Source organism: Xenorhabdus eapokensis (genome assembly GCF_001908105.1).
Genome location: NZ_MKGQ01000027.1, coordinates 1 through 15,611, shown reverse-complemented (window position 1 = coordinate 15,611; position 15,611 = coordinate 1). Strand labels below are relative to the sequence as shown.

General features: G+C 42.5%; 13 protein-coding genes. 7 read left to right on the top strand and 6 right to left on the bottom strand.

Features of this window, described 5'->3' with window-relative positions; all coding sequences use genetic code 11:
- Positions 1-193 precede the first annotated feature (193 nt).
- The 4 genes from Xedl_RS15045 to lolB form a co-directional block, all read right to left on the bottom strand.
- A complete protein-coding gene (locus Xedl_RS15045; RefSeq protein WP_074024637.1) occupies positions 194-2,245 on the bottom strand; it encodes an autotransporter outer membrane beta-barrel domain-containing protein in 2,052 nt (683 codons plus the stop codon).
- A 772-nt stretch (positions 2,246-3,017) separates the two neighbouring features.
- Positions 3,018-3,965: a ribose-phosphate diphosphokinase gene (gene prs, locus Xedl_RS15040; RefSeq protein WP_120211349.1), complete on the bottom strand. Its 948-nt coding sequence runs from the start codon at positions 3,963-3,965 to the stop codon at positions 3,018-3,020.
- Positions 3,966-4,024: 59 nt separating this feature from the next.
- Positions 4,025-4,927: a 4-(cytidine 5'-diphospho)-2-C-methyl-D-erythritol kinase gene (ispE, locus tag Xedl_RS15035; protein ID WP_074024636.1), complete on the bottom strand. Its 903-nt coding sequence runs from the start codon at positions 4,925-4,927 to the stop codon at positions 4,025-4,027.
- Positions 4,927-5,544, bottom strand: coding sequence for a lipoprotein insertase outer membrane protein LolB (gene lolB / locus Xedl_RS15030; RefSeq protein WP_074024635.1), 618 nt, complete (start codon positions 5,542-5,544; stop codon positions 4,927-4,929). The genes ispE and lolB overlap by 1 nt, the downstream gene beginning before the upstream one ends.
- A 314-nt stretch (positions 5,545-5,858) precedes the next feature.
- On the opposite strand from lolB, the gene hemA reads away from it, so the two are divergent.
- The 5 genes from hemA to kdsA all read left to right on the top strand — a co-directional run bounded on the left by hemA (position 5,859) and on the right by kdsA (position 10,832).
- Complete coding sequence (gene hemA, locus Xedl_RS15025; protein WP_074024634.1) at positions 5,859-7,121, top strand: glutamyl-tRNA reductase; 1,263 nt, start codon at positions 5,859-5,861, stop codon at positions 7,119-7,121.
- 31 nt (positions 7,122-7,152) lie between these two features.
- The gene (prfA, locus tag Xedl_RS15020) at positions 7,153-8,235 is read left to right on the top strand and encodes a peptide chain release factor 1 (RefSeq protein ID WP_074024633.1); all 1,083 of its coding nucleotides are present in this window, start codon (positions 7,153-7,155) and stop codon (positions 8,233-8,235) included.
- Complete coding sequence (gene prmC, locus Xedl_RS15015) at positions 8,235-9,095, top strand: peptide chain release factor N(5)-glutamine methyltransferase (RefSeq protein WP_074024632.1); 861 nt, start codon at positions 8,235-8,237, stop codon at positions 9,093-9,095. The genes prfA and prmC overlap by 1 nt, the downstream gene beginning before the upstream one ends.
- Positions 9,079-9,888 carry an invasion regulator SirB1 gene (gene sirB1 / locus Xedl_RS15010; RefSeq protein WP_074024631.1) on the top strand — a complete coding sequence of 270 codons (810 nt, stop codon included), beginning with the start codon at positions 9,079-9,081 and terminating at the stop codon, positions 9,886-9,888. Before prmC ends, sirB1 begins: the two co-directional genes overlap by 17 nt.
- 89 nt (positions 9,889-9,977) lie before the next feature.
- Complete coding sequence (gene kdsA / locus Xedl_RS15005; protein ID WP_074024630.1) at positions 9,978-10,832, top strand: 3-deoxy-8-phosphooctulonate synthase; 855 nt, start codon at positions 9,978-9,980, stop codon at positions 10,830-10,832.
- Positions 10,833-10,901: 69 nt separating this feature from the next.
- Here kdsA and Xedl_RS15000 read toward each other — a convergent pair whose 3' ends face one another.
- Together Xedl_RS15000 and dauA are read right to left on the bottom strand one after the other, a co-directional pair.
- The gene (locus tag Xedl_RS15000) at positions 10,902-11,813 is read right to left on the bottom strand and encodes a pepsin/retropepsin-like aspartic protease family protein (protein WP_074024629.1); all 912 of its coding nucleotides are present in this window, start codon (positions 11,811-11,813) and stop codon (positions 10,902-10,904) included.
- Between the two features lie 125 nt (positions 11,814-11,938).
- Entirely contained in the window at positions 11,939-13,627 is a 1,689-nt protein-coding gene (dauA, locus tag Xedl_RS14995) for a C4-dicarboxylic acid transporter DauA (protein ID WP_074024628.1), read from the bottom strand.
- A 241-nt stretch (positions 13,628-13,868) separates the two neighbouring features.
- On the opposite strand from dauA, the gene Xedl_RS14990 reads away from it, so the two are divergent.
- Both Xedl_RS14990 and Xedl_RS33690 read left to right on the top strand, forming a co-directional pair.
- On the top strand, positions 13,869-14,555 hold the full coding sequence (locus Xedl_RS14990; protein WP_074024627.1) for a helix-turn-helix transcriptional regulator: 687 nt from the start codon (positions 13,869-13,871) through the stop codon (positions 14,553-14,555).
- 83 nt (positions 14,556-14,638) lie between these two features.
- Complete coding sequence (locus Xedl_RS33690) at positions 14,639-15,451, top strand: VOC family protein (protein WP_244149731.1); 813 nt, start codon at positions 14,639-14,641, stop codon at positions 15,449-15,451.
- Positions 15,452-15,611 lie beyond the last annotated feature (160 nt).

The window sequence follows — 15,611 nt, the reverse complement described above, 5'->3', positions numbered from 1 at the left end:
GTGTGCTCATTTTTCTTCGGTTAATGGCTGATTCTCTGATTGTTTCAGTTCGATACTACGTCCATCTTCATATACGAAAATTAAACACAATGTTAACGCGTGTATATTAATGTTGAATTATGGTTAAACAAGAACGCAAGACAGTAATTTTGCCTTGCGTTCTTGGGTTAATGTTCCCTCAGAGACGGGTATTTTAGAAACTAGCGTTGATACCCAAACTGAAATTGTAGCTAGGATCTTGGGTATTGCCGTCATTACGGGTTACGGAAGCAAAGCCGCGCAGATTATTGATCAGATTTGCGTTCACGCCGACAGTATATTGACGCCAGTTAGTGCTCTGCTTGCCACTTTCCTGCACAAAAGAAATTGTGGTGGAGTTAATGGCACCGCTCAGTTTGTAGCTTGTATCACCAAATTGGTGATTAAACTGAACAGAAGCGTAAGGATTGAAACGGCCTAGTTTAGTATCCACGCGCCAGCCCAGTGTGCCCACTTTAGAGGTGTAGTCCTGATCACCAAAATGCATGGAAGTGTTATTGTTGCCGGCTTCACGGTAACCATCAACTTCACCTTTATCCCAGACATACTGAATGATTGGGCTGGTGGTCAGATAGTGAGTAACTGGAATATCCCAGCCTGCGGTAATGCGTGCTCCCCACTGTTTACCTGTGGTTGAGCCTGTTTCTCTGCGGGTAGCTTCACCAAGCTGGATGGTACGGGTCAGGCTATCATAATTGGTGCGTGAATAATGGACATCGCCACTTAACCAGCCGTTATTATAATAGTTCCACAAAGTATACGCTGTCAGAACATGACCACGGCCGCCATAAGAAAAGTCAGCTATGGGTGAGCGTTCCTCTTTATAGTTAGAGTACATTGCACCCAATAGCAAGTTATCTATTAGCTGATAATCGCTACCCAGTGTAAAGGTTTTATCTTGGTTGCCAGTATAGCCGCCAAAGACGCCGACTTTACCTTGTTCATTGCCGCTGTTACGCAGTTGTTGCAGGTGACCATCAAGGGAAGAAAGGGAACTTTTAACGGCGGCACGGTTGACTTGAGTCAGGGATATTACCTGTAATGGCGCATTATAAATAGAGGTAAGGTATTGGCCAATTATCTTGTGACCCAACGAGGTTGGGTGGAAATGATCAGAGAATAAAAATTCTTTGTCTTTGGTAAATCCTGAGTCGTTGGAGGAACATTTATCAGCGCTTTTACCTTGCTCGCAAGAATAACCTAACGTATTTTGAATGCCATAAATCAGAGGATTGGCGATCACGTCATGCAGCAATCCATTGATATCGGCACGCAAAATATTGCCGTTTCCTTCGCTAATTAGTTTGTCGACTAGCTCATTGTATAGCTCAGTGAGTTTTGATGCATCTTCACTTGCCTTATTGTAGGCAGCGAGAAGTTTTTCATATTTTGCTTCTATTTCTTCTTTTGTTTCTTTATCTGAAGATGATTTTTCTATAATTTTTTTCAGTGTACCTTCAATAAGTTGACGGCGGTAATCGCTATTAGGAGTAGGATATGCATTAATGCCATCACGAACAGATTTCAACGTGTCATTGATTTTTTGTTCGATGGTTTTTTTTTGGTCTTCAGGTAGATTATCATAAACTTCAGGATCTTTAATACCTTTGGATTCTAAGGCTTGGCGAATTATAACTTGACGAAGTAATGTTTCTAAAAATCTAGGAGTAGTGCTTACATCAGGAACGGTTGGAGCAATAACTAATCCAGCACCTTTTTCGATCAGTTGATTGATTTGATTTGCGTATGCAGTAGCGCTGGTGATGACAATGTTAGCGGCAACTTTTTGACCTTGTAGTGGATCTTTTTCTTTTGAGGCGTCTTCCAAAGCCTTGGCAAGGTCGTTACCACCTACCCAATGAATATAGATACCGTTAGGATCAACTTTGCCATTATGGGCAGCAAGATATCTATTTACCTGCTCTTGCGTATTAAATTTGCTGTATTGTTCTAGAGCTGTAGCACTACCTTGGGCATAATTAGTTCCACCATCCTTGGATGGTGCTGGATTTATGCCTAAAATTCGTAGGGAAAAATATTGATGATATAGCTGATTTATTTTTCCATCAGGCATATAGATTCCGTTATTCCCACCATCACTCAGACTATCCCCAAAGACATAGACTTGACTATAAGCATGAGCACTAGAAATAGCATTAATTGAAAGCGCTAACAGTGCAGGTGTAAATAAAAATGCCTTTTTCATTGGCACTCTCCTTAAAAAGTAGTTTTTGTTATTAATCAACATTTCAACTTTGTAAGGTTTTTTTGAACAAAAGAACCCTACAACTCTTCCTCAGTCGAGTTAGAGAAGTCGATATGTTTAATATTGAAATAAACCTATATAGGACAGCTAACTTATTGATAACGGCTGTCTGGCATTAAGTATGGTTCCCTGTTATTGAACTTCCATATGACTTTGCATTTTTTATAGATAATGTGATCTTAAAAGGTTCGACGCTTAAGTGTGTATATAAAATACACAACCGAAAATTATCTCTTTCACTCCTAAATATTGATAACTTATTTATTAGAAGAATTTATTTTTTTAGAGAAGAAATAATACCTGATTTCCGATGCTGTTGTGTGATGTAAGGAAATAAAACCACCGCCATTAAGCGTGCGACAGGTTAGCAGCAACTATTCAATAGCACCAGTATTGTTGGAATATTTGGTAACTGGACGTACCAGATGAATTGAAATATTTGCAGAGATTAATATTAGACTTTATGTCGATTTAATCGCTATATTTTATTGAGTGCAATTCATGGTGATACTGTAATTATTTGATAAATTTAATTATTTTCAAAATAAAATTATTTATGAATATTATTAATTCAGGAATGAATCATTAGCTATGTGTATCAAATAAACAAAAAAACCCCGCGGCTGTAAATACAGCAACGGGGTTTTTCAAGCAATGATTTATTTAATCATTTGAATAAGTTAGCGCTTAATATTGACGCAAAACTTAATCATTAATGCTCAAACATCGCAGAGATTGACTCTTCATTGCTGATACGGCGAATAGCTTCAGCAAGCATGCCAGACAGTGTCAAAGTGCGAACTTTGTTCAACGCCTTAATCTCATCAGACAGAGGAATTGTGTCACAAACCACAAATTCATCGATCACTGAGTTTTTAATGTTTTCCACTGCATTGCCAGAGAAAATAGGGTGTGTTGCATAAGCAAACACCCGCTTCGCTCCACGCTCTTTCAATGCCTCAGCCGCTTTGCACAGTGTGCCACCTGTATCGATCATGTCATCGACCAGAACGCAATCACGGCCAGCAACATCACCAATAATATGCATCACTTGAGAAACGTTTGCACGTGGGCGACGTTTATCAATGATAGCCATATCCGTATCGTTCAGCAGTTTGGCAATCGCACGGGCGCGAACAACACCGCCGATATCTGGGGAGACAACAATCGGGTTTTCCAGCTCTTTCTGGAGCATATCTTCCAGAAGAATTGGGCTACCAAATACATTATCAACTGGAACATCAAAGAAACCTTGGATCTGCTCGGCGTGTAGGTCAACAGTGAGAACACGGTCTACACCAACGCTGGACAGAAAATCAGCAACAACTTTAGCAGTGATAGGTACACGTGCCGAACGGACACGGCGATCCTGACGGGCATAACCGAAGTAAGGAATAACAGCAGTAATACGACCAGCAGAAGCACGACGTAGCGCATCGACCATCACAACTAATTCCATCAGGTTGTCGTTGGTGGGGGCACAGGTGGACTGGATGATGAAAACATCACCACCGCGGACATTTTCATTGATTTGAACACTGACTTCACCGTCGCTGAAACGACCAACAGCAGCGTCTCCCAAGTTAGTGTACAGGCGGTTGGCAACACGTTGTGCTAGTTCAGGTGTGGCATTACCAGCAAAAAGCTTCATATCGGGCACGAGAAAAACCTCAGGCTTGCGTCCAGAGAGATATTGTTGACCAATCAAACAAATATTGCTCATTGGTTCAATAACATGGGTATCCCAGAGCGGAATGTATGCAATGGAGAAATGTTGACACCACGCGCAACAAAGCCCTGCATCCACTCTGGGGCTTGATTTAACACCTTACGGGCCGATGCTTCTGATTCGAATTCGCCGAAAACACATGCACCGGTTCCGGTCAGGCGTGACGGCGCATATTCTAACAGCCATAAAAGAAGCTGTTCAACCTCACGAAAACGTTTTCTTGCGATTGGTTCACAATCATTAGCAAATGGTGCCTGTAATAATGCGGGCAGAGTGCGAATCGGAGAATTTCGTTTCAATTCAGGATCGGTGAAGATTGTCGGTGTTGATATTTCAATTCCCGGATGGATAACCAAAAACCATTTTTCTTCCGGTGAAGCTGGCTGGAGTTTTTCCCCAATGCCTTCGGCAAAAGCGGCATGGCCTTTAATAAACACGGGAACATCTGCCCCAAGGCATATGCCAAGCTGTGCCAGTTCATCATCGGGCAGATTGGTTTGCCAATGGTGATTGAGGGCAATTAATACCGTCGCAGCATTGGAAGAACCGCCTCCCAAACCTCCGCCCATTGGCAGGCATTTATCAATGCAAATATCGGCTCCCAAGTGTTCGTTGCCGGATTGAGTCACATTATGATTTTGCAATGCGCGTTTTTGTAATAGATGGTTCTGCAATAATCGAGCTGCCCGCACAATCAAATTGTCATCATGGGCTACGCCTGCAACCGGAGTCAGTAAGCGGATTTGATTATCTTGACGTGGTGCGATGGTGATCGCATCACCATAATCTAAAAATTGGAACAGTGTTTGTAGTTCATGGTAGCCATCAGGTCGTTGTCCTGTGATATACAAAAATAAATTCAATTTTGCCGGAGAAGGCCAGGTTAAAGTCATTATTGAATCGTCCAATTATCCATCTTTAATTTAATGCGATTGTTTCCTTGCATAAGTTCCAGTCGGGTGGGTAAGGCTGGCGTGATCGATGTATCGTATCCTTGATAATTGACTCGCCAAATTTCACCCTTTTTTTTGTCACTTACGGTTTTAAGCAGGTAATTTGCATCCAACTGAAAATCTTTGGCATGACCGGGCAAACCAATAATCCAGCTTCGCAGATTATCCAGGGGAATATTCATATTAGTCAGTTGGTAAATTAAAGACTCAGGTTCATTACTAAGATATTTTTTACCATTATTGTCAGTGAGCTGAATCATATTGGGTTCAACGAATAGTTCCAGTTCTGTTGTACCCAGTGGATTGAGCAGCAATAATTTATAATTGTCTGGCGAATATTGTTGCCAGAAAAAGCGGGCGTACACTTTTTTTTCATTTGTTAGATAAGCAAAAGAACCTCTGGTTTGGTAATGCCCTAATTTTTGCAGTTGCTGTTCACGGGCGTGCCATTGTGGTGTATCCGCTGAGCCCGTACCTATAGGGGGTTGTGTGACTGTACAGGCAGTCAGTAAAATACCGGAAAGGGGAAGCAGGCGAAAAAAAACAGATATTTTCATACGGTAACCCTTGGTGATAAGAAAGTTTAGCATTCTGTCGATGATAAAACGCTGTCGGTTATAAATATGGCAATATTTATATGACAACTTAAAGCTTGCTATTCAAGACTATAATCTTAGGGGATAATTTAGCGAAATTTTGCTGAGAATTCTCAAATAAAATTATCGTAGAATCACCTGATTGACTTTTATTGATCTGATGCATCAAGTAGAATGCTCGACCAATGAGAGTCCTTATGAAGGGTGTGAGTTTATGAGAATAATTATCGATATCATCATGACCTTGCCACCCGTGATAACTCAATGCAGTTAAGATGACTTTATTAGCACTCGGTATCAACCATAAAACAGCGCCTGTTTCTTTACGTGAGCGGGTGGCTTTTTCTCCTGACACGATAGGATTAGCGCTTGATGACTTGCTCCAGCAGCCACTGGTGCGGGGTGGCGTTGTGCTGTCCACCTGCAACCGTACAGAGCTGTACCTCAGCGTTGAACAGCAGGGTAATTTTAAACAACAGTTGATTAATTGGCTCTGCGAATATCACCAGCTTAATCCTGATGATTTGACAGGCAGCCTCTACTGGTATTTAGATAATGAGGCCGTCAGCCATTTGATGCGAGTTGCGAGCGGCCTGGACTCCCTTGTATTGGGAGAACCGCAAATTTTGGGACAGGTGAAAAAGGCTTTCGCTGAGTCGCAAAATTATCAATCTCTGTCGAGTGAACTGGAACGTTTATTCCAAAAATCTTTCTCGGTGGCTAAGCGGATCAGAACAGAAACGGAAATTGGCGCCAATGCCGTTTCTGTAGCATTTGCTGCCTGTACACTTGCTCGGCAAATTTTCGAATCCCTTTCCCAACTGAATATCCTGCTGGTGGGCGCAGGGGAGACGATTGAACTTGTTGCCCGTCACTTAAAAGAGCATGGCGTGAATCGCATGATGATCGCTAACCGGACAAAAGAACGGGCACAGATGCTTGCCAGTGAAGTCAATGCAGAAGTTGTTTCCCTACCTGATATCGATACCCGATTAGCGGAAGCGGATATTGTCATTAGTTCCACTGCGAGCCCATTGCCGATCATTGGCAAAGGTATGGTCGAAAGGGCGTTAAAATTACGTCGCAACCAGCCAATGTTGCTGATTGACATTGCCGTTCCTCGCGATATTGAACCGGATGTGGAAAAATTGAGTGATGCTTATCTGTACAGCGTGGATGATTTACAGGCTATCATTCAGCAAAATCTCGCCCAACGTAAAGCTGCGGCAGTTGTTGCGGAAGGGATTGTGCAACAAGAAAGCAGCCATTTTATGGATTGGTTGCGTTCTCAAGGCGCTGTTAATACAATTCGCGAATATCGAGAGCAGGCAGAGAAAATCAGGGCTGAGATGACAGCAAAAGCATTGATGTCCATAAAGCAGGGTGCTGATGCTGAACAGATCATTAACCAATTGACCTACCAGTTGACGAATCGTCTGATCCATACACCGACTAAATCTCTCCAACAGGCTGCCAGCGATGGCGATTTGGAACGCCTGAATCTATTACGGGACAGCCTTGGGCTGGATCATAACTAAACCCTATTCTAAATAAGGTCTGATATTACGAATGAAGCCTTCTATTGTTGCTAAATTGGAAGCACTACAAGAACGCCATGAAGAAGTTTTGGCTCACCTCGGTGATGCTGAAGTTATTGCTGATCAAGAGCGTTTTCGCGCGTTATCAAAGGAATATGCTCAACTGACCGATGTGACTAACTGTTTTAAAGCCTGGAAAAGTGTTCAGGATGATATCGAAACAGCCGAGATGATGCTTGATGATCCCGAAATGCGGGAAATGGCGCAGGAAGAACTCAAAAACGCAAAAATTCGTAATGAAGAGCTGGAACAGCAACTGCAATTGTTGTTATTACCAAAAGATCCGGATGATGAGCGTAACTGTTTTCTTGAAGTTCGTGCCGGAACGGGGGGGGATGAAGCTGCGATATTTGCCGGAGATTTATTCCGCATGTATAGCCGTTATGCAGAATCCCGCCGTTGGAAAGTTGAGATCATGAGTGCCAATGAAGGTGAACATGGCGGATATAAAGAAGTGATTGCTAAAATTTCCGGTGAACAAGTTTATGGTCACCTGAAATTTGAGTCGGGTGGTCATCGTGTTCAGCGTGTGCCGGAGACCGAATCTCAGGGGCGTATTCACACTTCTGCTTGCACCGTCGCTATTCTGCCGGAAATCCCAGAAGCGGAATTACCGGAAATCAGCCCAAGTGACCTGAAAATTGATACTTATCGCTCTTCCGGTGCGGGTGGGCAGCACGTCAACACCACGGACTCCGCAATTCGCATTACTCACTTGCCAACAGGTATTGTTGTGGAGTGTCAGGATGAGCGTTCTCAGCATAAGAACAAAGCAAAAGCCATGTCTGTGCTTGCTGCGCGTATTCGTGCCGCTGAGATGCGAAAGCGTCAGGAAGCTGAGGCCTCTGAACGCCGCAATTTGCTTGGCTCCGGTGACCGTTCAGATCGCAACCGCACCTATAATTTCCCACAGGGACGGGTTACCGATCACCGTATCAACCTAACGTTATACCGTCTTGAGGAAGTGATGGAAGGCAAACTGGATATGCTTATCCAGCCTATCATTACTGAATATCAGGCAGATCAATTATCTGCATTGTCAGAGCAGGATTGATGAATTATCAACATTGGCTCCGGCATGCGGCTGCGCAGTTGATTGAAAGTGATAGCCCTAAGCGTGATGCAGAAATTCTGTTGCAACACGTAACAGGGCGTTCCCGCACTTATTTAATTGCATTTAATGAAACATCTATTTCCCCAGAGGAAGCTAGCCAGCTTGATGCCTTGCTGGCTCGTCGTATGCAGGGTGAACCGATTGCTTATATTGTGGGGGAGCGTGAATTTTGGTCGTTGTCCCTTACTGTATCACCAGCAACTTTAATCCCACGTCCTGATACGGAATGCCTGGTTGAAAAAGCGCTGGAACTCTTGCCTGATTTGTCGGCACAGATCCTGGATCTCGGCACGGGAACAGGGGCAATTGCATTGGCGCTGGCAAGTGAGCGGCACGATTGCTATGTCACTGGGGTGGATATCAATCCTGATGCAGTCGCATTGGCAAAACATAATACGGCAAAAAACGCGGATAAACTGTCCGTTCACAATGTGAATTTTCTGCAAAGTGAGTGGTTTTCTGCGGTTGGGGAAAGACAATTTGATATGATTGTCAGTAATCCGCCCTATATTGATGAGCTTGACCCTCATCTGCGCGAAGGAGATGTCAGGTTTGAACCAGCCACTGCATTGATCGCTGCCCAAAATGGTATAGCAGATTTGCAGACAATTATAGCGCAGGCTCGCCACTTCCTGTTGCCAAACGGATGGCTATTATTGGAACATGGCTGGAAACAGGGAACCGTTGTCAGAAACCTATTTTGGGAAAAAGGTTATCAACAGATAGCTACTTTTCAGGATTATGGTGGTAACGAACGTATCACGGTAGGTCAATGGAATAAAGATGAAAACCATAGTTAATTATGAATTCAATAATGCTTCCCTGATAGATGGTATTATTCTGGTATCACGGGTCATTCGTCCTGATTTCCCCCAAACAACGGTGACTGAGCAACTAACGGTATTGGTTGAAGAAGCTCGACAAAAACTTTCCTCTATTACTGACACCAAAACAAAATTACAAGCGCTATTGACACTTTTTTATCGAGAATGGAAATTTGGTGGAGCGAATGGGGTGTATTGTTTGTCTGATACCCTGTGGTTGGATGGTGTATTACACACACGCCAAGGTGCGCCCGTAACATTGGGGACGATATTTGCCCATATTGCTCAGGTGCTGGCATTGCCTGTACAGCCTGTTATATTCCCGACACAGCTAATTTTGCGGGTTGATTTGGCTGATGAGCCGACATGGTTTATTAACCCAATGAATGGCGATACGCTCAACGAACATATCCTTGATGTTTGGTTGAAAGGCAATATTGGCCCAACGGTTAGCTTGGAAAAAAAAGACTTACAGGAAGCCGATAATATCAGCATTGTGCGAAAAGTCACCGATGTCATCAAAATTTCCTTGATGGAAGAGAAAAAAATGGAGTTGGCGTTAAGAGCCAGCGAAGTCGTGCTGATGTTCGATCCTGATGATCCATATGAAATCCGCGACCGAGGGCTGATTTATGCGCAACTTGATTGCAATCACATTGCTGTTTCAGATTTGAGTTATTTCGTGGAGCATTGCCCTGAGGACCCGATCTCAGAAATGATAAAAATGCAGATTAACTCCATTGATCAGAGAGCAATCATCCTCCATTAGAGGCGTTATAAAACGGCATTTCTCTGCTTCTTATTTATTTTTTATGGATACAGCAAATTTATTTGCCCTTAACAAGAGAAGGTATAAACATGCAACAAAAAGTGGTTAATATTGGTGACATCAAGGTCGCAAATGATCTGCCTTTTGTACTGTTTGGCGGTATGAATGTCCTTGAATCACGGGATTTGGCCATGCGTATTTGTGAACATTATGTGACTGTAACGCAAAAACTGGGCATTCCTTATGTTTTTAAGGCGTCTTTTGATAAGGCTAACCGTTCTTCGATCCACTCCTATCGCGGGCCTGGTTTGGAAGAGGGCATGAAAATCTTTCAAGAGCTGAAACAGACTTTTGGCGTAAAGATTATCACTGATGTACATGAACCCACGCAAGCCCAGGCTGTTGCAGATGTGGTTGATGTCATCCAGCTTCCCGCTTTTCTTGCCCGTCAGACTGATCTGGTTGAAGCGATGGCAAAAACTGGCGCAGTGATTAATGTCAAAAAACCTCAGTTTGTTAGCCCAGGGCAGATGGGGAATATCGTTGACAAATTTAAAGAAGGTGGCAACGATCAGGTAATACTGTGTGACCGTGGCAGTAATTTTGGTTACGATAATCTGGTCGTCGATATGTTGGGCTTTGGTGTCATGAAACAGGCAACCAATGGCTCACCAGTGATTTTTGACGTCACTCACTCATTGCAATGCCGTGATCCATTTGGTGCAGCTTCCGGCGGTCGCCGTGCGCAAGTGTCAGAGTTGGCACGTGCTGGTATGGCGGTAGGAATTGCCGGTTTATTCCTTGAAGCCCATCCTGATCCAGAAAATGCAAAATGTGATGGCCCATCAGCATTACCATTGGCAAAACTGGAGCCATTCCTGATGCAGATGAAAGCCATTGATGATGTGGTGAAAAATTTCCCTGAGCTGGATACCAGCAAATAATCACGGGATCTGTTCGATTTTTTGATAATGCGGTTACAGACATTTTGCTCTGTAACCGCTGATTTCTTTTTACGCATTATCTTTAATAAATAATCTCTTACCTGGGAAGTCAATTAATACTGCATATTGATTGAAGAAGTTATTTCCAATTAATCCATCCGCATTTAAATGATTAAAATCTCCATCAACCAGTAATGCGTCCAGTTTTATTTCCTGAGCGACCTCCTCATCAAATTGGAATGCCGATGCAACGCATTCCTCATTGTCCATGCCTTTAACCACCTCTTGGCATGAAACATGAACTGGAGGAGATTTTAATCTTTCTTTCCAGAAAGCAGAAACCGATGCACCCGTATCCAAGATCATATTGTAATTCTTATTGTTTTGTGAAACTTTGACAACAATGCCTTCTTGAGTGAGTCTCAGTGGTAATTCGCTCCAACCATCAGTTACATTGACATTCAACGCTTGCAAATGGTCAGAAAATGACAATTTCTGGTTTTTGTAATCGATAAGAACAACTTTATCTTTGAATAAACCAAGACCCATAACCATTGAAGTGGGAAGCTTCTTATCTTGACTTAATAAAGTCACTCCCCAAGGTGTTAGCGAAACTCCGGTAATATCCTTAAATATCATTCCGTTTATCGAAAGTTGTGGAATGTGAAATTTATCATTAAAAAAAACTTTGCCTGTAATGTCAGTAGAGCGTACTTTTTCAGAATCTATCACTAAGCCTGAGATTTCCGACATAAACTCTTTAGTTAAATGGAGACCCTGAGATGAACCTGTATCGATCATTAAATTTTGCTTTTTTCCATCAATTTCGAGATTTGCTACCGGCGTAGAAAATTTATCAAATTGAAAATCTATATGTATGATTTCTTCAGTAGCCATGGAATCGGTGACAAACAATGGTGTAACGGAAGAAAAAACGATAAATACTGTTGCCGTAAGATGTTTATTGAGTGAAAAAAGCATGAAAATTCTCCATATCTGCGTTCATATTTGAGTCAAACTTTAGGGAGGAAGGTGCTTATTTTGAGTTTTGCAATAAGAATATTAGACCAAGAAAGCATCTAATATTCTTAATCTGGAGATTTAAATTAATCTATTTCTTTCAATGCCTTGGGTAAAGTGGCACAGAAGCTCAATTGCCCTTTAATTGGTTCAACTTTAGCTCGTGCCAGCGTTTTCAAGGGCTGGAAGGAGATATCGCACACAACGATATGTTTCTCTTTTCCCATCTCACGGACAAATCCTTGAAAAGCATGTAGCCCGCCTGCATCCAGAACCGGAACAGCATCCCACTGCATAATAATGGTGTGATAATCGCTTCCTTGTTCTTTCAGTTCAGTAAAAATGCGCTCCGCAGCCGCAAAAAACAGAGGACCATTGATTCGCACAACCAACAAACCTGTATCATGATTTGTTGCAGGAGAAATACTGATTCGGGTCATATTGGCAATTTTGCGCATAAACAGCAATGAAGCCAGCACAATGCCTATTGTGATTGCCACCACCATATCAAACAGAACAGTTAATGACATACACAGCAACATGACAACGATATCGTCTTTGGGGGCACGACGGATGAGGTCTATAACCTTATGGGCTTCGCTCATATTCCAGGCCACAATCAGCAAAATGGCTGACATAGCGGCCAGTGGCAAATAAGAAAGCATTGGCGCAAGAGCCAGCAGCGCCAATAATACCAGCAGGGAGTGAACGATAGCAGCAATTGGTGAGGTTGCACCTGCCCGCACATTGGCGGCTGAACGGGCGATAGCCGCAGTTGCGGTGATCCCACCAAAGAAGGGCGCGATAATATTTCCCATTCCCTGCCCGATCAATTCACTGTTAGAATGATGTTTTTTTCCAGTCATACCATCCAGAATAACGGCGCATAACAGGGATTCAATTGCCCCTAACATTGCCATAGAAAATGCTGCGGGCAGTAATGCTGATATTGTATTCCAGCTAATATCAAGCGAGTGAGTATCAGGCAATTGCCAGGGCAGGATAAATTGGGGAAGAATGGGGGGGATACCTTGGCCTTGTGTACCATCTTCCAGCGTATAGCTAAATGACGAACCAATCGTTGCCACATCATGGCCTAACAGATGCATGACCCCCATGATACCCGTACCAGCCATCAATGCCGGTAAGTGACCCGGTAACTTTAACCCTAGTTTTGGCCAGAAAATCAAGACCAGCAGGGTGGTTAAACCGATAAAAGTATCGCTGAGTTGTAATGAAGGGAACGCTTGGGAGAGGACAATCACCTTATTAATATAATTTTCCGGCACATGGTCTAGTTTCAGGCCGAAAAAATTTTGCACTTGCATGGTCGCGATAGTAATAGCAATACCAGAAGTGAATCCAAGCGTAACAGACAGTGGAATGTACTCAATCAGTCGGCCTAATCGCGCTAATCCCATGATAAGCAGAATAATGCCAGACATGAGTGTGGCGATAAGCAGGCCACTGAGGCCAAATTGCTGTGATACAGGATAGAGTATCACTACAAAAGCTGCCGTTGGGCCGGAAACGCTATAGCGTGATCCGCCGGTCACAGCAATAATAATGCCGGCAATGGCCGCAGTATACAGACCGTATTGTGGTGCCACACCACTGCCGATTGCCAAAGCCATTGCCAGTGGGATCGCAATGATTCCCACGGTGATCCCGGCAATCATGTCTTTGATAAAACGGTGAAAAGAGTAAGTTTCTTTCCAACAAGCGTCAATAAGCGCGCTAAATGGACGTATTCCCTTAATTTTACGAGTATTCATTTAATTAAGAACCAAAAAATAAGATAGCAGATAATGATCTGAAAAAAGTAATGCCAGCATATCGTTTTTATCAGCCCGGAAAAGTGTTACATGTCAAAAAGTTAACCAACTCGTCTCTTTTACCTTGAGTGAGACATCGCAATATCCAGATTTGCTGCTGTTATACAATTTAAAAGCAATTATAGAATAATGATAATACAGTTTAGATGAATCAATTGGTTAACATTAAGGATAGGATAAATTGTCTAGGGCACAGCGTTTGTTAACTCTGATGGAAATATTACGCAGTTATCACTTTCCCGTGCAGGGTAAGGTATTGGCGCAGAAATTGAAGATTAGTTTAAGGACACTTTATCGGGATATTGCGACTTTGCAGGCTCAAGGTGCAAGTATTGAAGGAGAAGCAGGTATCGGTTATGTCTTACGGCCGGGATTTGTTTTACCCCCGTTGATGTTAACGCAAAATGAGATAGAAGCCTTGGCATTAGGGGCTAGTTGGGTGGCAAAACGCGCTGATTCACAATTAAAAGCATCTGCCAATAGCGCAATCAATAAAATTGCCGCAGTGATCCCAACAGAACTCAAACAATATCTTGAGACGAATTCATTATTAATTGGGCCTGCCGCAACGAAATTTGTACCTTCCGCTGATATCCCGCAAATACGGCAAGCGATCAGTCATCGGCATAAAATCACTTTCACCTATTTAGATCTGAAAAACAATCAATCGACCAGAACAATATGGCCTTTTGCATTGGGATATTTTGAGAATATCAGTATTGTTATTGGTTGGTGTGAATTAAGAAAAACATTTCGCCATTTCAGGTCGGATAGAATGAGCTATTTGAAGATAGAACAACAGTGTTATCCCCGTTCAAGACAGTCTTTACTTAAAGAATGGCGAGAAATGGAAAAAATAGTGCATTAACTACTGACAAAAACTGTCACACGGGTTTGTTATCTTGAGGATTCTTAATGTACTGAACTTGCTATCTGACTGTTGGAGTTTTTATGTTAACCCTAACTTTTTCTACATCGGTAAATGCAAAGCCATCCCATATTTGGGATCACTATATTGATTTTGATCTGCGAAAAAAATGGGAAGTTGATCTTGAATATTTTGAATTTGAAGGCGAAGTGAAAACAGGGCAATACGGCAGGATGGTATTGAGTGGTATGCCGGAAATTCGTTTTTATCTTGCACATATTGAAATCAATAAAGAGTTCACTGATCAAGTCAATTTGCCACAGATGGGAATGTTAACTTTTTGTCATCAAATTTTAATCGACGAAAGTAACATGACGAATGGCATTCAGGTGAGGGTTTCTTTTGAGCCTGAAGACCAACTTTCTGATGCCCAAGCGGTAAGTTTTTTTAAGCAAGTGACGCAGGATCTGGTCGAAACACTCTCAAGGCTTAAAGCTGTGGTTGAAAAAACTGAGGCGGCAGAACTCGTTTCTGTTGTTAAGCCTAATCTCCAACTGATTTACGTTTCTGATATCGAGCGTTCGACAGCCTTTTATGCCACTATTTTTAATACTGAGCCGGTTTTTTCCAGTCCGCGCTATGTCGCATTTACTGTAGATAAAGAAGTTATTTTTGCTATTTGGAGTGGAGGAACGAAGCCAGACAACGCAGTGCCGCGGTTTTCAGAAATTGGTATTATGCTACCAACTTGCGAAGATGTCGATCAACTCTTTGAAAAGTGGCAACAAAATCCAAACATTGAAATTCAGCAGGAACCCTACACTGACGTTTTTGGTCGCACTTTCCTCGTGAAAGATCCTGATGGGCATATGATCCGAGTGTGTCCTTTGGATTAAGGATAGCTTAAGTTACTGATGCCATTTTTGAAGGAATTTTTATGGTATTAGGGCGTGTTGACTAAATGACTTTTCAAAATGGTAGGAGTATCAAAGAAACTCAGTCCCATTTTTGCGAATTTGGATTTTCCAGACACAAAAAAGCAAAAAGAAGGACTGA